This is a genomic window from Brucella sp. H1_1004, assembly GCF_047308065.1.
GTDB classification, from domain to species: Bacteria; Pseudomonadota; Alphaproteobacteria; order Rhizobiales; family Rhizobiaceae; genus Brucella; species Brucella pseudogrignonensis_B.
Window position 1 is genome coordinate 1,521,119 of sequence record NZ_JAYKZA010000002.1, and the last position, 21,371, is coordinate 1,542,489.

Consider the following 21,371-nt stretch of genomic DNA (forward strand, 5'->3'; position numbering starts at 1 on the left):
GGCGGTTAGAATGCACTTCTCCAGACAGTTTTATCGCGACATGAATAGTCATCGCAAAAGCGGTTCTTATATTCGTAGTACATTGGCGGTTGCATTAGCAGCGTCGACACTCTTCTCGACCACGCAGGCACAGGCTGCAAATTCTTTGCTGGAATTGTTTCAGCAACGTCGTCAACAACAGGCTCAGCCAGTTCAGCCCCCTGTTCAGGCCGTGCCTGCGGCGCCTGTGCAGAACGACACAAAGACCGTTTCGGTGCCGCGAGCAGTCGTGCCTCCAGCACAGCGCGTGATGGTTAAAGGTCCGCAGATTTATAATTACAAGCCAGACGCGCTGATCAAAGTCGATTTCAGCGCTTTGGACATGCAGGTAACCGCTGCTGTTGAACCGTCTTCGGTTGATCCGCTGACATCGGGCATGTCGCCAATTGGGCCAGTTAAGAGAGTTGATGAAACACAGGGTGAGCTGGCCTTCGATGCGGCTTCGGATTATCTCAAGACGACGGATGTTCAGGCTGAGAAGCAAATTGCTGATGCGATCGTAAGCTTTTATTCACAACAGCGCAGTTTCATCTGGTCGGCTGATAACAAGGCGCTCGATAAGGCGCGTGATGTCGCCGCTTTCTTTGCCCAGTCTGATGAAGATGGTCTCAATCCGGAAGAATATGCAGTTGCTATTCCCGGCGATTATTTTGACGCGGCGCAGCTTGCAGAACGTCAGCAGAAGCTTGCTGATTTTGAAATCAAAATGTCGGCGCGCGCTTTGCGTTATGCAATCGATGCAGGCGAAGGGCGAATTGTTGCCGACAGGCTGAGTGGCTTTCATGATCTTCCGCGCAATCGTGTTGATCCAAAAGCCGTTCTTGAAAAACTTGCCGCTGAAAGCGACCCGGTCGCTTATCTAAAGGGTTTCCAGCCAAATAACGAAGCTTACGCCACGTTGAAGCGTGAACTTGCCAATACGCAGGCACCATCCAAAGCGCCAATCCGTATCTCGCTCGATAAGGCTATTCGTCCGGGTGATACCAACGATGAGCTTGGTAAAGTCATAGCCCTTATTACGCGTCACGCCCCTGAAAAATACATGAATGAGCATCGGGATGTGTTGCAGGCGCATGCCGATGCGAGCATCTATGATCCAGAGCTGGCGGCGGCCATTAAAGACTATCAGAAACTATCGGGTAGTACACCGGATGGTATCATCGGCAAGAACACGATTGCTGCCCTTCAGGGCGAGCAGAGTTCGGTGAAGCGTGATCGCATCCTCTATTCCATGGAGCGTCTACGCTGGCTGCCACATGATTTTGGTTCGCGTTATGTGATGGTCAATCAACCGTCTTATCGCGCCGAATATTTTGAAGACGGCAAAGAAAAATTGGCGATGAATGTAGTGATCGGTTCGCCGACACACCAGACCTATTTCTTTTATAACAAAGTCCAGACCGTCGTTTTCAATCCTTCATGGGGCGTGCCGCGTTCAATTATTCTGAATGAAATGCTGCCAAAGGTCATGCGAGATACCAGCTATCTCGACCGCAATGGGTATGAAGTCTATGTCGGCGGCAAGAAGGTTTCGGCGAGCGCTGTTAACTGGAATGCTGTTGCGGCAGGTAAGGCGCATGTCGGCATCCGCCAAAAGCCAAGCCTCGACAATGCATTGGGCGAATTGAAAATCCTGTTCCCGAATGCGCATGACATTTACATGCATGATACTCCGGCAAAGGCTTACTTCAGCCGTGACATGCGAGCGCTGAGCCATGGCTGTATTCGCCTTGAACGTCCGCGTGACATGGCAGCTGCTGTACTTGGCAAGCAAGTTGATGAACTTGGAAAATATTTTGGCAAGGGTGAACGCGGCATCAAGGTCGCCAATCCTGTGCCGGTCTACATCGCTTATTTCACCGCCTGGCCGGATGCGGGCGGCAAGGTACGTTTTTATAACGACGTTTATGATCGCGATTCAGGAATGCAGAAGGCATCTGACAAAACTGCTGAAGCGCGATTGGCCGCGCTTTAAATAGCTGTTGCATGCTATGCGATTTGTAAAAAAAGGCGGGCATTTTGCCCGCCTTTTTGTTTTAGTTCTGAATGTAACACGCTTTACCCTGACCTCGCGCCGGATCGCCGAAGGCACGGTTGTCGCAACGTACACCGTCACGGAATACGCGTTCTACGAAACGCCCTTTGGCTCCATAGCGAACCAATTTTCGACCATAGAAGTCACAGAAACCATTTTCTTTCGCGCATTGCTGCCATTGACTACGGCCACGATCATCACGACGGTTGCCACGCCAATCGTTTCGACGGTCATCACGTCGATCTTCGAAGCGGTCACGGACAACATACGAGCAGCTCTTTCCTCTGCCCGGCGCCGGGTCACCGAATACGCGATTGGAACAACGAACTTCCGGACGGTCAACAAAGCGCGATGTACCCTGTCCATCTGCACCGTAAATAACCTCGGTCGGGTAGGGCAGCTGACAAATGCCGTTTTCCGAAGCGCAGCGCTGCAAACGCGCTGCTTCGGCAGGCGCTGGAGCAAACATATACATGGATGCTAAGAATGCTGAAGCGCCAGCAATCAGGCTGACTTTGTGAGACAGAAAAGCTGTCATGGTGAACACCATTGTTTGAGCGTTAATATGATATTCTATAAGCCTCAGACATTGAATATAGAATGAACGGCGTTCCACGTCTCTAACGATCTTAATGTTATGCATTTGTGATTTATTTGAGCGGAAAGTTCATAAATTAGCGGTGTCGCAGTTTCCTTTTTCCAGTGAATCCGCAAGAGTGCGCCCTGATGTTTCTCGTCAGCAAGGTCGTATGAAAATGCATGGTGAATATAAGGTCCACGGTGGCAAGCTGGTTGTTATTGATCTGGAGGTTCAGGACGAAAAACTGAGCCAGGTTCAGGTCGCAGGCGACTTTTTCTTAGAGCCGGCAGAAGCACTTGACGATATTCGTAATGCTTTGAACGGATTGCCAGCAACCGCATCTGCCGAAGAAATCGCTGAGGCTGTACGCAAAGGACTGCATCCTGACGCTTTCATGATCGGCTTTAGTCCTGAAGCCGTTGCTATCGCAGTTCGCCGGGCGCTTGGTGTTGCACGAACATGGCGCGACTATGAATGGCAGATTATCGATATTCCACCGCTTACGCCCACAATGCATCTGGCTGTCGATGAGGTTCTGGCGCGTGAAGTTGCTGCTGGACGCCGTGCGCCCACTTTGCGTTTCTGGGAATGGGAGCGTCCATCGATCATTATTGGTGCTTTCCAGTCGCTGCGTAACGAAGTTGACATGGGGGCGACTGAAGAAATGGGCGTTGAGACAGTACGCCGCGTCACGGGTGGCGGTGCAATGTTTGTCGAGCCGGGCAACTCAATCACCTATTCGCTCTATGCGCCGGGTGAACTGGTTCGGGATATGAGTTTTGCTGACTCCTATGCATTTCTGGATGAATGGGTACTAAAAGCGCTTAATTCTCTGGGTATCGACGCCTTCTATAAGCCGCTTAACGATATTTCGAGCTCAAAAGGCAAGATTGGCGGAGCCGCACAAAAACGATACTCAGGCGGGACCGTCCTACACCATGTCACAATGGCTTACGACATGGATGCTGAGAAGATGCTCAAAGTGCTGCGTATTGGTCGCGAGAAGCTTTCCGACAAAGGGACTGCCAGTGCAGCCAAGCGCGTTGATCCGGTTCGCAGCCAGACCGGCTTGCCGCGCCGCGAAGTCATTGATCGCATGAAGGATATGTTTGTATCGCTGAACGGTGGTGTAAGCGGAGCGATCACTCCCGAGGAGCTTGCTGCCGCAGAAAAGCTTGTCGAAGAAAAATTCGCAACCAAAGAATGGCTGTACCATATTCCGTAATGGATCTAATTGCCATTGTGTCCGTGACAGCGCGGGCAAGCCGTGTCATAGGGAGGCCAAGTTTTCACAAGGCCTCCCTCGACCATGATCCGCATCGATAATATCAGCAAGTCTAACAGCCATCGCATTCTCTTCATCGAATCCTCTGCTGCGTTGAATCGCGGCGAGAAGATCGGTCTCGTTGGGCCAAATGGTGCGGGTAAAACTACGCTTTTTCGTATGATTACCGGCGAAGAACTGCCTGATGAAGGGCAGGTCAATGTCGAAAAAGGCGTGACAATCGGCTATTTCAACCAGAATGTTGGTGAAATGGGCGGACGTTCTGCTGTTGCCGAAGTTATGGACGGGGCAGGGCCAGTCAGTGCTGTTGCAGCCGAACTGCGCGAACTCGAAAGCGCCATGTGCGATCCTGAACGTCTCGATGAGATGGATGCAATTATCGAGCGCTATGGCGAGGTACAGGCGCGTTACGAAGAACTTGATGGCTATGGTTTGGACGGTCGTGCACGTGAAGTGCTTGCTGGTCTTAGTTTCAGTCAGGAAATGATGGACGGCGATGTCGGCAAACTGTCCGGCGGCTGGAAAATGCGTGTGGCGCTTGCCCGTATTCTTCTGATGCGTCCTGACGTTATGCTGCTTGACGAACCAAGCAACCACCTTGATCTCGAAAGCCTGATCTGGCTCGAATCCTTCCTCAAAAACTACGACGGCGCATTGCTGATGACCTCGCATGATCGCGAGTTCATGAATCGTATTGTGACCAAAATTATTGAAATCGACGGCGGCTCACTCACAAGCTACTCCGGCGATTATGCTTTCTATGAAGGCCAGCGTGCGCTCAATGAAAAGCAGCAGCAGGCGCAGTTTGAACGCCAACAAGCCATGCTTGCCAAGGAAATCAAATTCATCGAACGCTTCAAAGCACGCGCATCCCATGCATCGCAGGTGCAGAGCCGTGTGAAAAAGCTTGAGAAAATCGACCGCGTGGAGGCGCCACGTCGCCGTCAGACGGTGGCTTTCGACTTTTTGCCTGCGCCACGATCGGGCGAAGATGTTGTTAGTCTTAAGGGCGTGAACAAGTCTTACGGCAGCCGCACGATTTATGACGGTCTGGACTTTATGGTCCGCCGCCGTGAACGCTGGTGCATCATGGGCGTCAATGGCGCTGGTAAGTCAACGCTTCTTAAGCTGGTTACTGGTACAACGGAGCCTGATCAGGGTGTAGTCAATCTTGGTGCCAGCGTAAAACTTGGCTATTTCGCGCAGCACGCCATGGATATTCTGGATGGTGAGAGCACCATTCTCGAATGGCTGGAGCAGCGTTTCCCGAAAGCGGGGCAGGCACCTTTGCGCGCACTTGCTGGCTGCTTTGGTTTTTCTGGCGATGACATTGAAAAGAAATGCCGGGTTCTCTCCGGTGGTGAGAAAGCCCGTCTGGTGATGGCTGCAATGTTGTTTGACCCGCCGAATTTCCTCGTACTTGATGAGCCGACGAACCATTTGGATCTCGATACCAAGGAAATGTTGATCAAGGCGCTTTCAGCTTATGAAGGCACCATGCTTTTTGTATCACATGATCGCCGGTTTTTGTCCGCACTTTCCAATCGCGTGCTCGAACTCACGCCCGATGGCATTCACCAATATGGTGGCGGCTATACAGAATATGTTGAAAGCACCGGCCAGGAAGCTCCTGGTTTGCATGTTGGATAAAAAAAGGCGGGAGTTTCCCGCCTTTTTTGTCATCTGCTTAGCGGTAAACAATGCCGCCATCGGTCAGGATAGCCTGTCCGGTGATGTAGTCTGAATCCGGGCTCGACAGGAAGGACACCAGCGACGCAACGTCTTCCGGTGTTTGTGCGCGGCCAAGAGCAATGCCCTCGACATATTTCTTGTAGGTCTCACCCTTTGGTGCTCCCGTGATTTCTGAGAAGCGCTCATCGATTTCGACCCACATGTCAGTGCCGACAATGCCAGGGCAGTAGGCATTAACGGTGATGCCGGCGCTTGCATATTCCTTGGCGGCTGCTTGGGTCAGGGCGCGCACGGCAAATTTGGTTGCCGAATAAACGCCGAGCATTGCAAAACCATCATGGCCAGCGATTGAGGAGGCGTTGATAATTTTACCTTTATGTCCACGTGCCTTGAACTTGGCCGCTGCCGCTTGAATACCCCACAAAACGCCTTCAATATTGATTTTTAGGATGCGGTCGACTTCTTCTGGCTTCACATCAGAAATTGGCTGTACCTGCGCAATGCCTGCATTGTTGACGATAACATCAAAACCGCCGAGTTCTTTTTCGGCATGATCAATTGCAGCATAGACGTCATCGCGCCTGCTAACGTCGGCGGAGAAGGTTGAAGCTTTGCGCCCAAGCCCTTCAACTTCTTTTTTCACTGCTTCTAACTTGTCTGCCTTCAGATCGACCAGTGCAATATCAAAGCCATCTTTTGCGAGACGCAAAGCAATACCGCGACCGATGCCCTGTGCTGCACCCGTTACTAATGCGACTTTAGCTGGATTTGCCATGATGTATCCTTTTTTTTTTGATAAGCGGGGACGATTCTGAGGCCATCGACGACCCTCGTGATCACGTTCACATGGTCTGATGACGCTGCAAAGACAGTTAGGAGCAGCTGATGTTGATTTCATTGATCGTGATCAACTTCTCACTCATTATCTTTAGCGATAGATTTAGCTTCTTAAATCTAAGGTCAAGCTATATACTGGATTAAAATTATCAATTTTTAGGCGTGTCATGACCATTTTATCGAAGTCGTTTAGCTCAAACGGTTTGGGCACAGTGCATCGCAGGGGCTTTTTCGCCTTGGCAGCCGTGGCGCTTGTTGCTTTTTCAAACCCAGTATCGCTGCATGCTGAGGACAGACCAGTGCTGCGCGTTGCGCTTGCAACGAGCATTTCCAATCAGGCTGCGGAAGTTGCAGCTGCGGAGGCGAAAGAGCAGGGATTGGATGTCGAACTGGTGGAGTTCAGTGACTGGAATACGCCGAATACGGCCGTTGCAGACAAGACCGCAGATGCAAATCTTTTCCAGCATATTCCGTATCTGGAATACACCAACGCCAATACCGGCAACGGACTTGTTCCAGTTGCTCCTGCGTTTAGCACCCCTTTCGGTCTTTACTCCAAAAAGTATGCAAAACTCGAAGATCTGCCTGACAACGCGCAGATTGGGTTTTCAGGAGATGTAATCAATACGGGCCGTTCACTGTTGCTCTTGCAACAGGCGGGCTTTCTTGAGCTGAAGCCCGGCAAAGACCAGCGCGCCAGCCTTGAAGACGTGGTGAAATGGAAGAAACCGCTTAAGATTGTACAGCTTGATGGTCCGCAAATTGCGCGTTCGCTGGATGATGTCGACGCCGCGGCTACCTATCCTACGTTCGCCAAACTTGCAGGATTAGAAGCATCATCTGGTCTGATTTTCGAGAACGAACCGATCTATGCATTTCAGTTCGTTACGCGGCCGGAACTGCGTGATGATGCACGGCTGAAGAAGTTCATTGAAGTTTACCAGAACTCTCCAGCTGTTAAGGCAAAGCTGCACGAACTCTATGGTGAAATGGTTTCATTCCCGCGTTAGAGGGGATTAGGCCATGCACTCTTTGAATCAGTTTTCTATAAGTATGCGCTGGAGAGTTTTAGCGTCTATTTTGCCAAATTTCTGTCTGTTGTTTAAATAGGGCATTGAAGCCGGGATGTGGTTCAGCTAGAAACGCCTCAAATGAGGCTTTCGCGCCTCCCGGCGATGCACCCGTAGCTCAGCTGGATAGAGTGCTGCCCTCCGAAGGCAGAGGTCACTGGTTCGAATCCAGTCGGGTGCGCCATAAAATCAATGGTTTAGAGCTATTTTAGGCGGCGATCACAGGTTCAAATGAACCTAGAACTCCAGTGAAGATGCCGCCTTTCGCAGATACTCAGGCGAGAATCGTGCATAGACCTTAAATGTAATAGCGGGCGTCGAATGTCCAAGGTACTGCGCAATTTCGTCCATTGATACGCCAGCCTCTGCCATCCATACGGCGGCACTGTGACGAAGGTCGTGAGGGACAACGTCAGCTAATCCAGATCTACGAACTGCTGCAGCAAACCCCTTCTTAATATCTAGGACACGATCTCCGCCGTATTCTACGACATAAGGAGACTGTCTAGCTGCATAAGCTTCCTGCAAAGCTTTAAATGAGCTTTCAGTCATAGGAACGATAGCGCGCCCTTTGCGATTCTTATCTCCTGGAATACCAAGCTTTATCAACTTACGATCGAAGTCGACTCTATCCCATGTGAGCTCCAAAATAGCACTTTTCCGCGCTGCTGTCGTTAAAGCTAAGATGCAAAAAAGCTGCATGTGCGGCGTCGCGCATCCGCTAAGTAATTTTCTGTATTCCTCTTTTGTTAGGTGCCGATCACGTGGGGGTGGGGCTGCAGGAGCTTCAAACTTTGCTCCGCTAGCGCCATGCCAGTTTAAAGCCTGACGAATAACGTTTATTTCCTTCAACACAGTGGCTTCCTTTCTGCCCGCAAGGTATCGAGTTTCAGCATATGCTGAGCAGATATCTTCCGTAATTTGATCTGGGCGAAGATGCGCAAAATGACTTTCGGCTTGTTTCCACGCAAACCTTAAACGTGCAGGGTCTGCTATCTTGCCCTGACGCGCATCCAGATATGCACGAACGATATCTCCTACTAGTGATCCGATCGGTGCTTTAAAATCCCTCTTGAAATCCTCTAAACGGCGTGCGGCCTCATCACTATCTGTGGTGCGGAGGCTCCTACGCTTTGTTTCGACGCCGTCATGCCAGACTGCGTACCATTTTCCTCTGAATAATTTCTGTCTGATTTCGTAGGGCATTCATAATCCAATACAGCGCTATAAGGAATCCTGTACAATCGACCGACGCGAAATGACGGGATTGCCTTCTTGTTCACCAAATCGCGTATGTGTTGCGCGCTGCATTGCCAGCGTTCAGCTAATGTGTCCGGTGTAAAAGCGATGTGTTCATCTGGTGTAATGTTACTCACTCTCTCCCCCTTTCTTGCAGTGCGGTGCGGTCTGGGTTCTTGCGAATGGCGTTGCGGCTGGTGACCATGCAGTAGCCGTCATCGAATTTAACGAGGCATGAATTCATGGCCTTGGCGCGAACAACGACTTCACACGGTTGTCCTTTGCGGCCTTGCCGGTCCCAATAGTAAATGTACGGCAGTGCGCTCATCACTCCCCGCCTTTCAGGGCTTGGCGACCGGCAACCTCGTCAATGAGCATGATGGTCTGTCGAAGGCTGTCTTCTCCGGGAATGCCGACATTGGTTTTTGATCCTGCGTGATATCCGGTTAACCAGCATCGAACCTTCGTCAATTCCGAACGAAGCGAGTGCATCTTATCAATCTGCTGTTTTGTCAGCTTCATTCGCTCTGCTCCCCTAGTGGGCTTGTCGGGAATATCTCCAACATGCGCTCGTACATGGCTTTTGGAAGGTGAATAACGGGCTTTGACCACCCAATGTCATTCGGGATGACTGTGATCTGGCCAGTTGCAGCAATCATTCCGATAGCCTGCAAGAGATTATCGTTTGCCGTTTTCATCTTGTCGGCAGCAGCCATCATGTTCTGTAAGATTTCAGCATGTTCCTTACTCGCCATGGCTGGCCTCGCTTCTCAATAGTTTCAGACGCTGCTTGATGGATGAATTTACGGTCCATAAGCGCTCTTTCGGCCAATCGGCATTTTTAGGTAAAGCGTGCCAAGCCAGCAAAACAAACAGTCTAGCAATGGCATACCGCGCTTCTGGAAATTTGCTTTCGGGCTTCATAGCTCGCTGGCCTCCTTTGCGCGCAAGAGGGCGATGCATATTGCTATCGGTAGCGAATTGACATGCTCGCCGTGAAAGCCGCCGAACTCGCCGTTCATCTCGATTGTCACGCGAACGATGTTGTACAGATTGGTGAACTCGTATTCCGTGCCGGGAAAAAGGCGAGCAGCCAGAGCGATAGCCGCGTCTACAGAGGCGGTGTAGGCTGGAACGGTGACGGCAGAGACATAAGGCCCATCCTTCGGCCACCAACCAACCATTCCATTGGCGTAATCAATTCTGCCTGCGCGTTCTGTCGGGATATTAAACAGGATGTAGATTTGAGCATCCACTTCCCTATCAGGCCCGTCCAGCTTGGATAGTCTGTCAATGAGGGTCATGGGCGAGCCTCCGAAAGACCAGACTTAATCTTTTCCAAGTCGTAAACGATTAGGGAAACTGTAGGTATTTTGTAATCTTGCTCTGTTAGCCTATTTAGGCAGGCGTCAATTTCCCGTATCGCATATCCATAGTCCGCTTCACCTTTAGGAAGCCTTCCGCCAGCAAACAGGGATGCCCGCATCATTGGGTCAACTGGTCTACGTGGAACACGCTTTCTATTGTACCAAAGAGGCGACCCTAGAAACTTGGAAACATTTTCCATTTCTGATTTGTAGATTTCGTATTCTTTTGCATCGAACTTTACCGCCTCCTCAATTCTCGCTTCGTGATTATCAGCAGCGTCGGCTCGGTTTGCCAATTCAGGTGAAATAAAACGTGCTACTTTTTCACGTAAATTCATGGCTTGACCTCCAAGGCAGCACGGGCTTTCGGATTGTGCTTTGCGTAAGGGCTGATTGCGCGGTCTCGTTCGATTATCCGCAAAGCCTTCATGTCGAACTCGGATAACTTCATGGCTTTGACTTCGGCCTTTGTGACGCCAAGCTCTGCCAATGCATCATGCGCTATTGTAGGTTCATCGTGCTGATGAACGACATTGCAGCAGGCAAGCACATATCCCGCCTTGAAAGCCTTCTTTTCACGCTCCTCTGCCGCCGCGAGTTGGGTTTCGAGGGCTTTGGTGTGCAGCAAATAAGTTTTCCGGCTGGATTTCTCCTGCTCCATAATCGACTTCCATTTGTCGCGGTATTCATCACGCTGCTGTTCTCGCTCCTTAACCCGCGCAGTCAGCGCCGCGTTGTCGGCTTCGAGTTCGGATACGCGCAACTTTCGGTCATATGACACAACTGCCTCACCGTAGTATTCGTCTGCCTTAGCCCTTTCCACCGCAATGATGGCCTCGGCCTGATCGAAGCGGACGTATTCGCCTACTGGATCAGTCTCAATATAAGAATGGTGGGTAGGTTCTTCGCTCCAAGCAGCCAAGCTAAACCGCTCCAACCCATCCACAGGCGCGTCGGGGCGGGTGTTCAAGGCTGCGTTATGCGCGTCCATTAGCGATTTACGGTCATCGTCCGTTACAGGACGGCTGAAACGAAGCTCTAAGGCATTGCCGTTTTGCGTAGTTTCGACCTGAATAACGTCTGTGAGAAATGTCATTTCAACACCCATACGGCAAGCACCGTCCACCACACCTTACAGGCGATGTGTAGTGCTTGATCCTGATTGAATGAAATCTTGCCGGCGCATTTGTAGTCATCAATCCGGCAGTGCAGAATGAATTCGCAGAGGGCGAGAAACAGACTGCCAGTGATGACGCCAACGAAACCGGCGTGAATGGCCGAGTGTGCGCCAAGTGCCTGATACCATGGCGTTCCAGCAAAAGGCGCGAAACGGTTCTTCGCCTTGGCGAGAAAGTCACCCTGCAAAGGATAATCTGCCAGCACATGGCCGAATACGAGAAGGCCGAACAGCTCAAGCGTCTGCATCGCTGCCTCCTGTCGGGCGGGTGGACGACGCTCCCGGTGAGGCTGGGAGGGCGTCAGGCTCGTTCTCGTAAGGAACTCGGCTGGCGAATGCCTCAAGCGCCGTATCAAGCCTTTTAAATTCTTCTTCCGGTAACTGCCAAGTTTCCCAAGCCTCACGCGCAGCTAGGACAAGATTGATCACGTCCTGCGGCAAGGCGTTCGCTACAGGCTGAGACGAGAGGGCGCGGATGGCCTCGTAAACCTCAAATGCGCCTTGCTGATAGATTGAGCTTGTGCTGTCTACAGATGCTTCACCGTGGTATTCGCCATTCTCGGAAACATCTAAGGCAATCTTCGCCGCTTCCTCCAACGCCTGCGCACGCGGCGATGGGGCCAGTGCGGACACCTCAGCCATTGACCAAAAACGAGCCTCATAGTCGGCCTGTGCTGCGGCTTTGGCGGCTTCGAGGGTTTCGAATTTTGCTGAAAACAGACCATGAATTTCAAGAGACCAAGAAAATTCACCTTTGCCATTATGCGTTTTAGTCGCACAGTAGCGAGGCTGATTATTATGTGCAGTTGAGATCCCTGGAACGTCGAACCACTCCAGCTTCTTGACCGTAACGCCAGTGAGAAAGGGGAGAGCGGCTGTGAGGGCGGCGAGTGCCAACTCTTTTGCGTCAGCGGTATCACTTGCGCAGTGGATTGCGATTTCTGCCGCCTGTACTGCTTCATCTGGGATTGTCATGGGCGTGTCCTTGCAATCCCTGACTGCATCAGCCGGGACAATGGCAATGGGGGAAGGGCGGATTTGTCGATGTGACCGGACTTTTCGAACTTCGGGAAGCCGGCGCTTTTAATCGTGCCTTTCGGGCGCTTAATGCCGAGGTGCTTTTCCTCGCGGCGCTTAGCTTCGGAAATGACTGCCACGTCCTGACGGGTCTTTTCCTTATGGCAGCATTCGACGCCGAGAAGCTGGCCGTCCTTTGCAGTAAGCTTTGCGCTCTTATCGATCTCAAGAGCATCTGCTTTGATATGATCGATGTGATACTTGCGCTTACCAAGGATAAGGCCGCAACCTTCGCAGGCGATATCACCGTTAGGCTGCATCGCACGCTTGACGATTTCGGCATATACCGACTTTGAGAATTCACGCCTCGCCATCACTGCCCCCAATCAAGAGAGCCGTTGCGATACGACACGCCACGTTCAACTGCGAGGATTTCAGCAGTCTTGCGCACATAATCGCGCTCGATGTGCTTGTAAGCCTTCTTCTGGCGCTTGGCCTTTTCAAGATCGGCTTTAAGCTTGTTTGCTTCCCGGTGAAGGCGCGGCAGCGGATCAGCGAAGCGCTCCCAGAGATTGCGAAACTTGGATGCTATGAAAGAGACAATCATGCGGCACTCCTTCCAAGTTCCTCATGAAGGAGACCTTCGGGGTCGGTTAAGACGACACCTTGTTCGGAAAAATGACGCTGTACAGCATCAAGATAACGGGTCTGCTGTTTGACGGTCATCAGTCTGGTGACGCCAAAATCAAACGGTACCATCATCAGCTTGATCTTGTGCTCATAAGGAAGAGGCCTGACAAGCGCATCGTATTCTCGGCAGAACTCCTCATCCTCATTGCGCAAGATGGGAATGCCGAAATGCAGCTTGCAATATCCGCGAGCATATTCCGTGCTCCATCCATCTACCTGATCAGCAATGTCGAGCATCCACTTTCTGTTGAGCCGATTTTGTTTGCTGCTTCGCTTTCCTGACGCGGTTACATTGATTGTTATTGGGAGCTTTTGCACTTCAATGAATTTTACAGCCTGTCGAAGCTCAAATTCAGTCTCAATGAAACGGGTCGCCATCATTCTGACCCTCCACTGGAGTTGATCTGAGCAAGACGCCGCGCTTTTATTTTGTGCGCTATTTCAAGATTAAGGTCGTCACCATCGAAGGTTCCTTCGGGATCTAGTTCCGTCCAAATTTCTTCGACGGTTTCAATGTCGTTCGCGGTGGAAAGCTGCGTTTCTAGGTCGGTGAAAAAAGCAGCTGTATCAAAAGGCTCAACAGTTTCGGCTTCAACTACAGCTTCTTGTTCGTGAGCGATCTGCTTGACCTGCTGACTTTCAACAGGCGGCGGCGCCACAACAGTTGCGTGGGTGATAACTTCGGGGCTGCGTTCTGCTTCATCGGGGTCAATGATGCCAGCAAAGCCGAAGGCATAACGTGCACACTGAATTGCCGCCTTGTGGCGCAACATGCGCTTTGGCCATTTCTGCCAAGGCTCACTCGTGCGTTTGCACTCGTCCATGTATTCAGTGACAACAGTAGGGCGGTTTCTATCTTTGCGATAGATCGAGCATTTCACTGATACGAGGTTCTTCTTCTCGTCAAATTCGTCAATGAAATCTATGCCATCACACTGTGGGTGTGAGTTGATAAGATTGAACCAGCCATCGACGCCTACAATAGGCTGAATGCCACCACCTTTTTTAGGAAAAGCGTAGATTTCGCGAGTGATCGGGTTAAGGCCGTATTCTTTGGCAACCATCAGAAAGGCTGCAAATTCTTCATTGCTGGCGGTGTTTGGCAAGCATGTTGCGCGAACCGTATCAGCAAAAGCTTTCGGCTCCATATTATATGCTGACGCCATTGTACCGATAAGGGTAGGGCGCGGCTGTTCGATTTTTGCTACCTTATTCATGCTGCTTTCTCCGGCCATTTCTCGGTTCGATGCCAAGTTTCGTAATCAGCGTAGGGGATTGGATATTTCGCGACGTATGGCCAAGCGGTGTCTATCTCGACGGGTTGCCCGGCTATTTCCGCCCGAAGCTCTCCAGCTTCGGTTCTCCAGATTGCAGCTGCGACCCAAGGGCGCTTGATGGGCGCAAGGTTCTTGTTTAGCCCGCGACGGTCACGAAGCTTGAAGTACCCACATTGCGGTTCGCTTTCATGGATCGGCGGCGACTTCCCGTCGAGAGTGGCGCGCCACCAGTCATACGATTGAGAACTCACGCTACTTTCCTTTCCTGAATGCATGAAATCGGGTCGATTTCTTCGAGAATTTCATGGAGGATTGGGCGAACGTCTGACGGCAAGTAGCCCCCCAGCAAATCGAAAATCGCTTCCTTGCGCTCATCGATCGATTTGCATGTGCTGATAGCAACCAGAAATAAATCCACTTTCGCGAGGGTTAGGTGATCGGTCATCAAATCCCCCATCCGAGCGCGATATACGGCGCTGCAAAAGCGATTAAGATTGCGGTGATTGCTTCAAGGCGGGTGAGTTCACGCATCAACTTCACTCCGAGCGATTTCCGCCATTGTTTCGGCATGGCAGAGCATGAGAAACGTTGCTACTATGGCGATGATTAAAAGGGTGAGGGCGAGGGCGGCGTAGGTCATGATGCGCTGCCTTCGCGGGCTGCGATCATGGCGTCGGCGGCTTGATAAGCTCGCTTTGCAATCCCTTCATTCATATCTACCGCTGTCCATGTCCCGGAGCTATCGTGCGCTGAAATCAATCCCTGCATCGCCTTCGCTGCGAAGTAATCTCGGAGCGTCATGCCTGGATCGGCATACAGTCCGCTCTCTGAACCTCCTTCGCATGGGAAAGCTGGACCGCCTGTTTTAATCTCGGCCATCGTCTTACCTCCACCGGCTGTCTGAGCCGATCAGCAGGCACTCTTCGAGTGACACTGTGCGGACGGCTGGTGTTTCTGTGTTTTCAAAACGGATTGCTGCGTAAGCAGCCTTGAGGTGTCCGCTCATCATGTAACGGCGCTCAGAAGCGGTAGGCTTCCAGTTGCGCATTGAAGGGCGTGAACGATTGAAAGCGATGTGAGCAGCAAGCTTCTCATGAGCGCGCCTGAAGGCTTCAGCCTGTAGCGAATAATCGCGAACCTTTTTCGCTGGCTTAACAGCCGACTTCGCCATGCGTGCGAGAGCGCCAGTAAGAAGGTTTGTGTTGATCTGGTATGTGGAGTGCATTTCGTTGCTCCCAACTCGTTTGTTGAGATCAAACTATGAGAAACTCATACTTATGTCAAATAGAAATATGGAAAAGTCATAATAATTTTTGACGTAACGCAAACTGTGCTAGAATCACGATGCAAAGAAGCTCCGGGTTTAACCGAAGCTTCAATGCCGTTAGATGATTATGAGAATGATGAACGGCAGAACTACCTTGAGGATAGCCGCCACATCGATTTTCACATCGACGGTGACCGTAAGGGTTTTCTTCATAAGAAAGCCTCCGGTCCGTGCGCACGAACCTAAAAGGGTTTCGTGTTACATGGTCATCGAACGAATAAGCCGTCGTTCATAACTGCACCGGCCCACCTCTGGATAAGCGCTTATCTTTTGGTGGCCCCAATTGGTCCTCGGTACTCGAGTTGGTTTGGTCTAAGCAAAGTGTGCCATAGGCTTCCAAAACAGAGCGAGATTGGGCTGCTAAGTAGCCTCCAGCATAACCCCCGGTTACCAGCCGGGTGCGAGGAGGGGTCAGCAGCCCAATGTATCTCTATTGATCTCTAAGAGTCGAGTCCGTGATGTGAGCTTAGAACGGTTTCCGGGGAATTTTATAAATTGGAGATAAGGTCTTCTTATTTTCATCAAAATACAAATCGCGAAGATGTTTGAGTTGTAAATTGCAAGACACTACTTGCCATGTAGCGTGGTTTATTTCTTGCGGTGTCCTCACCTTTTCCTTTGTAAATTTTGCGAGATTTAGCTTTTTATCAATATCCGGACGAAATTCTATTGAGCTAATTTCTTCGTTATCGTTTATCCAGAAGTCATGTGCCATACGATTTCTGAACTCCCGCAATCTCCCGGTTATAATTCCGCCGATGTCGCGCATAACTTCTCGCCAATCCTGCGTTGGCGCACCGACATGGGATAAAGCTACTAGAGCTCGCGTCTTTTGATAAAGATCAAGCTGCCCGCCAAGGGCAAGGAAGTGATCTGCTCGCACAGATTGGCAAACTTCTCTCAGGAACGCCTGAACACCTAATTCGAGTTGCCCCCAAGCGATGAAGAAATTTCCTAACGACGTTGCCAAGCCTTCGGGATTTTTCGCTTCCCAAGTGGCGAGGGCTCGTTGAGCTTCTGCTTCATTCAGCTCATCCCAAATGTATTTTTTCTTCTCGGCCATGTTTTCTCACTTCTCGCTATTAGGATTTTAGAGACATACTACATTTTGCAATGCTCCGACTTGCCAATTTATAATTTAGAATGTTCTTGATTTGTTCTCAATCCTGAGTCATCCTGCCGCACATAAAAAGCGTACAGGGAGTATGGGTAATGGGCATACAGACTAATTTCATCGTGCAGAGCTACAGCAAGGGCCAGCGGGGCAAGCTGGTAGCTGACACACCTTTCATTGCAAAGGATGTAGCGCACGCACGACGCACCGCCGAGAGAATGGCTAAAAGCAGCCCGATGGTGATTGCCTTCACGAATACCGGCGATGCTGAAACAGGCGATTTCGAGCCGCCTAAGCTTATATATGCTCATGGCGATCAGTTGCCGCCAGAAGTCGATGAGATGGAAAAGGTCTAACTTCGGGGGCGTAAATGATCAGGTATAAGCCGCGCAAGAAATCCAAGAGGGATGAAACCCTTACGGAGTTGCGGGGAATTGCTGGCGGCTTATCTCTGTTGGAGATGCGCAGAATCATTGAACGCGATGCTACTCTGAAGATGATTTTGCTTTTACCTGAGCCTGTTCTTGACGAGGCTCTTCTGGTTGGTAAGGCGCTGCAAGCTTGCGCAAGACATCGGCATAGCTCTCCTGAAGATCTGGAGGAAGGCTATCATAAGCCATAAGTATCTCACGATACTTCGACGCGAGATCGACCATAGGGCCGGTCCCGCGCATCAGCCATTCAAAGCGCACTTTGAACCGCTTGGCATACATTTCACCCTTATCCGCACGGAAGCCTGAGCTTCCATTCTCATGCCCTGCATAAGTTGGGTACGGCACGCCAAGAGCTTCGGCAGCGTCGGACGCTTTATCGAAGCCTGCCTGCTTGCGAGCGGCTGCTAATCTTTCATGAAGTTCCATGATTGTGATTATGTCATAACTCACTATGAGAAACTCATTGACAAATAACTATGAGTTTTCCATAGTCTGTGTATGGAACAAGCAATCAATGTCAAAGACCTCCGCGCCACATTGAAGATGACCCAAGCTGAGCTTGGGGCGGCAATCGGCGTTGACCAAAGCACAGTTTCACTCTGGGAAGCTGGCATGAAGCCACGTGGACCGGCGATGAAGCTGCTTTCGTTGCTGGCGCAGAATGGCAAAGTTCCGTCTGCCAAGCGCTCCCGTACGAGGGCGAACGCATGACGAACTCGCGGCTTAAACCTTTCATCGACCGTGTTCTTCGCCTCAAAGAGGAAGAAGACACAATCAAAGCTGACATTCGCGAAGTCTACGCGGAAATGAAAGGCGAGGGGTACGACAAGACCGCCGCCGGTCAGCTCGTCGCCTATCTGCGCAAGGTCGAGAAAAAAGGCCGCGAAGAAATTGAAGCCGCCAACACTGTTTTCGATTTGTATTTGAATGAGTATGAAAATGGCACGGCGCTTGCTACGCACACGCATGAGCAGAAATCTCCAGAGAATGAATATGCAAACGCTAAGCTGATTGAGACTGTCGCAGCAGGTATGCAGACAGAAGTCGGTCGCAAGGCGCTCATTACCGCTCTCGATATCATGGTCGATAACGAAGAAATTTCAGTTTCGTCTGCCGCCTCCCAAGCCCCCCGCCCAAAGGCAGACGATAAAGGCCGGTCCGCCGAGGAATGTGCGGACCGGCCTACAGAACAGGGTGGCGGCGATGATTAGGCCCTGCTCAATCTCAAATTCAAGAACCCGTCGAGCGTCCTTTGTGTCGCGTTCTTTTCCGGTCGCCCGGATATTCGACGGTAGCGGATGCGTCCGGGCGGCGCGTGGTGTCGAATGTTTCAGCGAAAGCGCGTTCAAGGCGCTTTTCTGCGGACTTCGCTTCTTGAACTCCTCTCTTGCTACGCATTCCAGCATCCGCGTCATTTCTTCGGGCTATCGCGGCCTTTCGTGCGTTCTGCAAAACGCGCCATGCGCAATGCCCGATGTGTTCCATGTCCGTCCTTCTGTTGTGTCCCTGTCGTCTCTGATCAGGAACATAGCGAGAGGCTTTCTGCATGACGGACTCAAAATTTCAGTCACAGCAACATCAATTGGTTTCGGAGCACGACATGAGTAGCTGCGAGATGGCGGGTCGTTATGTCCGCGAAATGACGGACAGAGAGGCGAAAGGGTGGGGCGACCATAGCAACGCCCTTAAGCGCCTGAGCCGTCGATATGGAATGTCTTACTGGACGTTGAACAATCTGCGTATTGGCCGGTCAAAGACGGTTGAAGCCTCAATCTTCAAGCGCGTTCAGTCCGCATATTTCGACTACTGCGAGCGCCAGATAGCGCAACTTCAACATGATCTTGAACTCGAAAAAGCGGTGAGCGGCGATGCTGATATGGAAGATCTGGTCGGCGAGGCTTCGCAGCTTCTGGCGTCTCTTCGTGAAGCGAAAGAAGCGAAGAAAACAAATCTTCGAGCGAATGGAGGCCGATAAGAAATGATCGATCTCCGCTCCATTCTGATTGCCTTCTCCTGCGCGCTTATCCCGCTCGCTGTCGCGCTCGCTTATCCCAGAAGTTGCCGAGGCTGCAAAGGTTTACCGCCAAATTGATGATGCGATGAAGCGAGCTGCTATCGAAGCGCGGTTGTTGCCGGAAGATATCGCCGTTGAGGCTGACGTTTCTCACCTGTTTCGCATGTATAACAAGGATAAGATCGCCGCGTATCGCTCAGACTTTGGCCGAATCCTGCACGACTATTTCATAACTAAGCGCGATGCAGCGGCCAAGATCGGTGATGCTGAAAATGTTGCGCGACAGGCAGATGCAAAGGCTAGCGCCGCAGCGCAGAAGGCGGAAGAATTTTCGCGCCTCTCCGATCAGGAAGTAAGCGAACTGGTCGAGGAAACGATTGATACAATCCTCGGAAATGTAGACGGCCGCATTCCATATGACAGCATTGTTTCCGGACCACGCGGTCCGTTGAAAGAGCGTCTTCTCCGCATCGAGAGCAAGAAGATTCAGGAATTTCTCAATACCGATATCGAAGAAGTGCTTCACGCTCAGGTGCGCACGATGTCTGCTGATGTTGAGCTCGCCAAGAAATTCGGTTCTGTCGATATGTCTGAGCAGATTGCAAAAATCAATGACGAAGCAAATCGCAAGATTGCCGCCGTTGACCGCATGACCGATAAAGACGGTAAGGCAGCATCCACCGAAGCTAAGGCGAAAGAGCGTGCACGCCTTGACCGCTCACGAAAAAGCGCCGTTCGCGACATTGAGGCGATGCGCGACCGATTGCGAGGGCAGTATGCTTTGCCGTCGAATCCAGACGGAATCGTACTGCGGGCAGGACGAGTGGCGCGCAACCTTAACTACTTGCGATTGCTCGGAGGCATGACACTTTCAGCATTTCCAGATATGGCGGGTATCCTTCTTAAGCATGGCCTCACGTCAACATTCCGAGACGGCTTTGCGCCTTTGGTGTCGAACATGAAGGCTGTGAGGCTCGCAGGCGCTGAAGTGAAAGCCGCAGGCACTGCGCTTGATATGATCCTCGATAGCCGTGCCATGTCTCTTGCTGAGATTGGCGACGACTTCGGGCGTGGTAGCAAATTCGAGCGCGCCATAAAATCAGCGGGATCCCGCTTTGGCGTCGTCTCTCTTATGGCGCCTTGGAATGCTTCGATGAAGCAATTCAGCGGTATGGTTGTTATGACAAACTTACTCCGTGCTTCTGAAAAAGTCGCAAAGGGCGGCGCAAGCCCAAAGGAAATTCGAAAGCTTGCCGCAGCTGGCATCGATGCAAATATGGCTGAACGCATCACTGCACAGTTCTCAAAGCATGGTGAAACGCAGAGCGGCGTTCTCTTGGCAAAAGCTGGCACATGGAATGATCGTCTTGCACGTGAGGCTTTCCGAACCGCAGTTGTTCGGGACGTGGATCGCATCATTGTTACACCTGGACAGGATAAGCCGCTCTGGATGAGTACCGAACTCGGAAAAACAGTGGGGCAGTTCAAAAGCTTTCAGATTTCCGCCATGCAGCGGATTGCTCTCGCTGGGCTACAGCAAAGAGATGCGGAAACGCTATCAGGTGTCATGGTAGCGCTAGGGCTTGGTGCCTTCGCTTATGCTGCAAAGCAAATTACAGCGGGGCGTGAAGTTTCGGACAGCCCTTCTGTTTGGGCGGTAGAAGCGATTGATAAGTCAGGTTTAACCGGCTGGCTCATGGAAGCAAATGGCATAATGGAAAAGGCTACTCGCGGGAGGGTAGGAGCCTCAGCATTCACCGGTGAACAAGTGTCGAGGTTCGCAAGCCGAAATGTTGTGGGCGCATTCCTTGGTCCAACACCGGGGGCTGTATCTGACATTTTTCAAACAAGCGGATCAGTTTTTGCGGGTGATACGACAAAATCAGACTTGAGGAAAATGCGGCAATTGCTGCCCTTTCAGAATATTTTCTATATTCGCAGCCTTCTTGATAAGGTAGAATCTGCAACAGGCGATGCGATGAATTTACCAGAGACAAGGAAAGACTGAGTTCTAATGCAATTCCTTTTAGTCATCGGAGCCGTCGCCGGTTTCATTTTCGCGTGGACAGGGTTCGATCAGGCCAAGGGCTGGAAGGTGTTAACTGGCGGAGTAATTGCTCTCGCCTTGTTCGCCACCTCATGCTCAATAAGTCCGAAAAATCGCTTCTCTGGCGAAT

The 21,371-nt window shown here is 51.2% G+C and carries 32 protein-coding genes, 1 tRNA gene and 1 pseudogene; 10 read left to right on the forward strand and 24 right to left on the reverse strand.

Features of this window, described 5'->3' with window-relative positions:
- Positions 1 to 10 precede the first annotated feature (10 nt).
- Positions 11 to 2,014 (forward strand): L,D-transpeptidase family protein, encoded by a 2,004-nt coding sequence (locus U2P60_RS14705; protein ID WP_413573171.1) that lies wholly within the window; start codon positions 11 to 13, stop codon positions 2,012 to 2,014.
- A 61-nt stretch (positions 2,015 to 2,075) separates the two neighbouring features.
- Here the strand turns inward: U2P60_RS14705 and U2P60_RS14710 are convergent, their stop codons facing one another.
- A complete protein-coding gene (locus tag U2P60_RS14710) occupies positions 2,076 to 2,612 on the reverse strand; it encodes a hypothetical protein (RefSeq protein ID WP_413573172.1) in 537 nt (178 codons plus the stop codon).
- Positions 2,613 to 2,823: 211 nt separating this feature from the next.
- On the opposite strand from U2P60_RS14710, the gene U2P60_RS14715 reads away from it, so the two are divergent.
- The gene (locus tag U2P60_RS14715) at positions 2,824 to 3,879 is read left to right on the forward strand and encodes a biotin/lipoate A/B protein ligase family protein (protein WP_413573173.1); all 1,056 of its coding nucleotides are present in this window, start codon (positions 2,824 to 2,826) and stop codon (positions 3,877 to 3,879) included.
- An 84-nt stretch (positions 3,880 to 3,963) separates the two neighbouring features.
- Positions 3,964 to 5,589 carry a ribosomal protection-like ABC-F family protein gene (abc-f, locus tag U2P60_RS14720; protein WP_413573174.1) on the forward strand — a complete coding sequence of 542 codons (1,626 nt, stop codon included), beginning with the start codon at positions 3,964 to 3,966 and terminating at the stop codon, positions 5,587 to 5,589.
- Between the two features lie 37 nt (positions 5,590 to 5,626).
- On the opposite strand, the gene U2P60_RS14725 is transcribed toward abc-f, so the two are convergent.
- A complete protein-coding gene (locus U2P60_RS14725) occupies positions 5,627 to 6,406 on the reverse strand; it encodes an acetoin reductase (RefSeq protein ID WP_313826456.1) in 780 nt (259 codons plus the stop codon).
- A 229-nt stretch (positions 6,407 to 6,635) separates the two neighbouring features.
- Between U2P60_RS14725 and U2P60_RS14730 the strand changes: the two genes are divergently transcribed.
- Together U2P60_RS14730 and U2P60_RS14735 are read left to right on the forward strand one after the other, a co-directional pair.
- Positions 6,636 to 7,478: a MetQ/NlpA family ABC transporter substrate-binding protein gene (locus U2P60_RS14730; protein ID WP_413573175.1), complete on the forward strand. Its 843-nt coding sequence runs from the start codon at positions 6,636 to 6,638 to the stop codon at positions 7,476 to 7,478.
- Positions 7,479 to 7,645: 167 nt separating this feature from the next.
- Positions 7,646 to 7,722 (forward strand) — tRNA-Arg (locus U2P60_RS14735).
- A gap of 53 nt (positions 7,723 to 7,775) precedes the next feature.
- Here the strand turns inward: U2P60_RS14735 and U2P60_RS14740 are convergent.
- The 20 genes and pseudogenes from U2P60_RS14740 to U2P60_RS14835 form a co-directional block, all read right to left on the reverse strand.
- On the reverse strand, positions 7,776 to 8,744 hold the full coding sequence (locus tag U2P60_RS14740; protein ID WP_413573176.1) for a tyrosine-type recombinase/integrase: 969 nt from the start codon (positions 8,742 to 8,744) through the stop codon (positions 7,776 to 7,778).
- A 14-nt stretch (positions 8,745 to 8,758) separates the two neighbouring features.
- Positions 8,759 to 8,914 (reverse strand): annotated as a pseudogene (locus U2P60_RS14745) (excisionase family DNA-binding protein); the annotation flags it as partial.
- On the reverse strand, positions 8,911 to 9,105 hold the full coding sequence (locus tag U2P60_RS14750) for a hypothetical protein (protein WP_413573177.1): 195 nt from the start codon (positions 9,103 to 9,105) through the stop codon (positions 8,911 to 8,913). The gene U2P60_RS14750 and the pseudogene U2P60_RS14745, both read right to left, overlap by 4 nt.
- The gene (locus tag U2P60_RS14755) at positions 9,105 to 9,299 is read right to left on the reverse strand and encodes a hypothetical protein (RefSeq protein WP_413573178.1); all 195 of its coding nucleotides are present in this window, start codon (positions 9,297 to 9,299) and stop codon (positions 9,105 to 9,107) included. Before U2P60_RS14755 ends, U2P60_RS14750 begins: the two co-directional genes overlap by 1 nt.
- Positions 9,296 to 9,532: a hypothetical protein gene (locus U2P60_RS14760; RefSeq protein WP_413573179.1), complete on the reverse strand. Its 237-nt coding sequence runs from the start codon at positions 9,530 to 9,532 to the stop codon at positions 9,296 to 9,298. Before U2P60_RS14760 ends, U2P60_RS14755 begins: the two co-directional genes overlap by 4 nt.
- Positions 9,522 to 9,701, reverse strand: coding sequence for a hypothetical protein (locus U2P60_RS14765; RefSeq protein ID WP_413573180.1), 180 nt, complete (start codon positions 9,699 to 9,701; stop codon positions 9,522 to 9,524). Before U2P60_RS14765 ends, U2P60_RS14760 begins: the two co-directional genes overlap by 11 nt.
- Positions 9,698 to 10,081 (reverse strand): hypothetical protein, encoded by a 384-nt coding sequence (locus U2P60_RS14770; protein ID WP_413573181.1) that lies wholly within the window; start codon positions 10,079 to 10,081, stop codon positions 9,698 to 9,700. The genes U2P60_RS14765 and U2P60_RS14770 overlap by 4 nt, the downstream gene beginning before the upstream one ends.
- Entirely contained in the window at positions 10,078 to 10,482 is a 405-nt protein-coding gene (locus U2P60_RS14775) for a hypothetical protein (protein ID WP_413573182.1), read from the reverse strand. The genes U2P60_RS14770 and U2P60_RS14775 overlap by 4 nt, the downstream gene beginning before the upstream one ends.
- Positions 10,479 to 11,240 (reverse strand): hypothetical protein, encoded by a 762-nt coding sequence (locus U2P60_RS14780; RefSeq protein ID WP_413573183.1) that lies wholly within the window; start codon positions 11,238 to 11,240, stop codon positions 10,479 to 10,481. Before U2P60_RS14780 ends, U2P60_RS14775 begins: the two co-directional genes overlap by 4 nt.
- Positions 11,237 to 11,569: a DUF3307 domain-containing protein gene (locus U2P60_RS14785; protein WP_413573184.1), complete on the reverse strand. Its 333-nt coding sequence runs from the start codon at positions 11,567 to 11,569 to the stop codon at positions 11,237 to 11,239. The genes U2P60_RS14780 and U2P60_RS14785 overlap by 4 nt, the downstream gene beginning before the upstream one ends.
- Positions 11,556 to 12,296, reverse strand: coding sequence for a hypothetical protein (locus U2P60_RS14790; RefSeq protein WP_413573185.1), 741 nt, complete (start codon positions 12,294 to 12,296; stop codon positions 11,556 to 11,558). The genes U2P60_RS14785 and U2P60_RS14790 overlap by 14 nt, the downstream gene beginning before the upstream one ends.
- The gene (locus tag U2P60_RS14795; protein ID WP_413573186.1) at positions 12,293 to 12,712 is read right to left on the reverse strand and encodes an HNH endonuclease; all 420 of its coding nucleotides are present in this window, start codon (positions 12,710 to 12,712) and stop codon (positions 12,293 to 12,295) included. Before U2P60_RS14795 ends, U2P60_RS14790 begins: the two co-directional genes overlap by 4 nt.
- Positions 12,712 to 12,945 (reverse strand): hypothetical protein, encoded by a 234-nt coding sequence (locus U2P60_RS14800; protein ID WP_413573187.1) that lies wholly within the window; start codon positions 12,943 to 12,945, stop codon positions 12,712 to 12,714. The genes U2P60_RS14795 and U2P60_RS14800 overlap by 1 nt, the downstream gene beginning before the upstream one ends.
- Positions 12,942 to 13,409 (reverse strand): hypothetical protein, encoded by a 468-nt coding sequence (locus tag U2P60_RS14805; RefSeq protein ID WP_413573188.1) that lies wholly within the window; start codon positions 13,407 to 13,409, stop codon positions 12,942 to 12,944. The genes U2P60_RS14800 and U2P60_RS14805 overlap by 4 nt, the downstream gene beginning before the upstream one ends.
- A complete protein-coding gene (locus U2P60_RS14810; protein ID WP_413573189.1) occupies positions 13,406 to 14,245 on the reverse strand; it encodes a RecT family recombinase in 840 nt (279 codons plus the stop codon). The genes U2P60_RS14805 and U2P60_RS14810 overlap by 4 nt, the downstream gene beginning before the upstream one ends.
- Positions 14,242 to 14,556 (reverse strand): hypothetical protein, encoded by a 315-nt coding sequence (locus U2P60_RS14815; RefSeq protein WP_413573190.1) that lies wholly within the window; start codon positions 14,554 to 14,556, stop codon positions 14,242 to 14,244. The genes U2P60_RS14810 and U2P60_RS14815 overlap by 4 nt, the downstream gene beginning before the upstream one ends.
- The gene (locus tag U2P60_RS14820) at positions 14,553 to 14,750 is read right to left on the reverse strand and encodes a hypothetical protein (protein WP_413573191.1); all 198 of its coding nucleotides are present in this window, start codon (positions 14,748 to 14,750) and stop codon (positions 14,553 to 14,555) included. Before U2P60_RS14820 ends, U2P60_RS14815 begins: the two co-directional genes overlap by 4 nt.
- A 191-nt stretch (positions 14,751 to 14,941) precedes the next feature.
- Positions 14,942 to 15,184, reverse strand: coding sequence for a hypothetical protein (locus U2P60_RS14825; protein ID WP_413573192.1), 243 nt, complete (start codon positions 15,182 to 15,184; stop codon positions 14,942 to 14,944).
- A 4-nt stretch (positions 15,185 to 15,188) separates the two neighbouring features.
- The gene (locus U2P60_RS14830) at positions 15,189 to 15,530 is read right to left on the reverse strand and encodes a hypothetical protein (protein ID WP_413573193.1); all 342 of its coding nucleotides are present in this window, start codon (positions 15,528 to 15,530) and stop codon (positions 15,189 to 15,191) included.
- Positions 15,531 to 16,098: 568 nt separating this feature from the next.
- Positions 16,099 to 16,695, reverse strand: a complete 597-nt coding sequence (locus U2P60_RS14835) for a hypothetical protein (RefSeq protein ID WP_413573194.1) — start codon at positions 16,693 to 16,695, stop codon at positions 16,099 to 16,101.
- A gap of 149 nt (positions 16,696 to 16,844) precedes the next feature.
- Here U2P60_RS14835 and U2P60_RS14840 point away from each other — a divergent pair, with 149 nt between their 5' ends.
- Positions 16,845 to 17,102 (forward strand): hypothetical protein, encoded by a 258-nt coding sequence (locus U2P60_RS14840; protein WP_413573195.1) that lies wholly within the window; start codon positions 16,845 to 16,847, stop codon positions 17,100 to 17,102.
- A gap of 129 nt (positions 17,103 to 17,231) precedes the next feature.
- Here the strand turns inward: U2P60_RS14840 and U2P60_RS14845 are convergent, their stop codons facing one another.
- A complete protein-coding gene (locus tag U2P60_RS14845) occupies positions 17,232 to 17,630 on the reverse strand; it encodes a helix-turn-helix domain-containing protein (protein ID WP_413573196.1) in 399 nt (132 codons plus the stop codon).
- Positions 17,631 to 17,678: 48 nt separating this feature from the next.
- On the opposite strand from U2P60_RS14845, the gene U2P60_RS14850 reads away from it, so the two are divergent.
- Both U2P60_RS14850 and U2P60_RS14855 read left to right on the forward strand, forming a co-directional pair.
- On the forward strand, positions 17,679 to 17,891 hold the full coding sequence (locus tag U2P60_RS14850; RefSeq protein WP_413573197.1) for a helix-turn-helix domain-containing protein: 213 nt from the start codon (positions 17,679 to 17,681) through the stop codon (positions 17,889 to 17,891).
- Positions 17,888 to 18,391, forward strand: a complete 504-nt coding sequence (locus tag U2P60_RS14855; protein ID WP_413573198.1) for a DUF2312 domain-containing protein — start codon at positions 17,888 to 17,890, stop codon at positions 18,389 to 18,391. Before U2P60_RS14850 ends, U2P60_RS14855 begins: the two co-directional genes overlap by 4 nt.
- A gap of 19 nt (positions 18,392 to 18,410) precedes the next feature.
- Here the strand turns inward: U2P60_RS14855 and U2P60_RS14860 are convergent, their stop codons facing one another.
- Positions 18,411 to 18,578, reverse strand: a complete 168-nt coding sequence (locus U2P60_RS14860; RefSeq protein ID WP_413573199.1) for a hypothetical protein — start codon at positions 18,576 to 18,578, stop codon at positions 18,411 to 18,413.
- A gap of 202 nt (positions 18,579 to 18,780) precedes the next feature.
- Here U2P60_RS14860 and U2P60_RS14865 point away from each other — a divergent pair, with 202 nt between their 5' ends.
- Together U2P60_RS14865 and U2P60_RS14870 are read left to right on the forward strand one after the other, a co-directional pair.
- Positions 18,781 to 19,155 carry a hypothetical protein gene (locus tag U2P60_RS14865; RefSeq protein WP_247875295.1) on the forward strand — a complete coding sequence of 125 codons (375 nt, stop codon included), beginning with the start codon at positions 18,781 to 18,783 and terminating at the stop codon, positions 19,153 to 19,155.
- 124 nt (positions 19,156 to 19,279) lie between these two features.
- Complete coding sequence (locus tag U2P60_RS14870; protein ID WP_413573200.1) at positions 19,280 to 21,202, forward strand: hypothetical protein; 1,923 nt, start codon at positions 19,280 to 19,282, stop codon at positions 21,200 to 21,202.
- Positions 21,203 to 21,371: the final 169 nt, after the last annotated feature.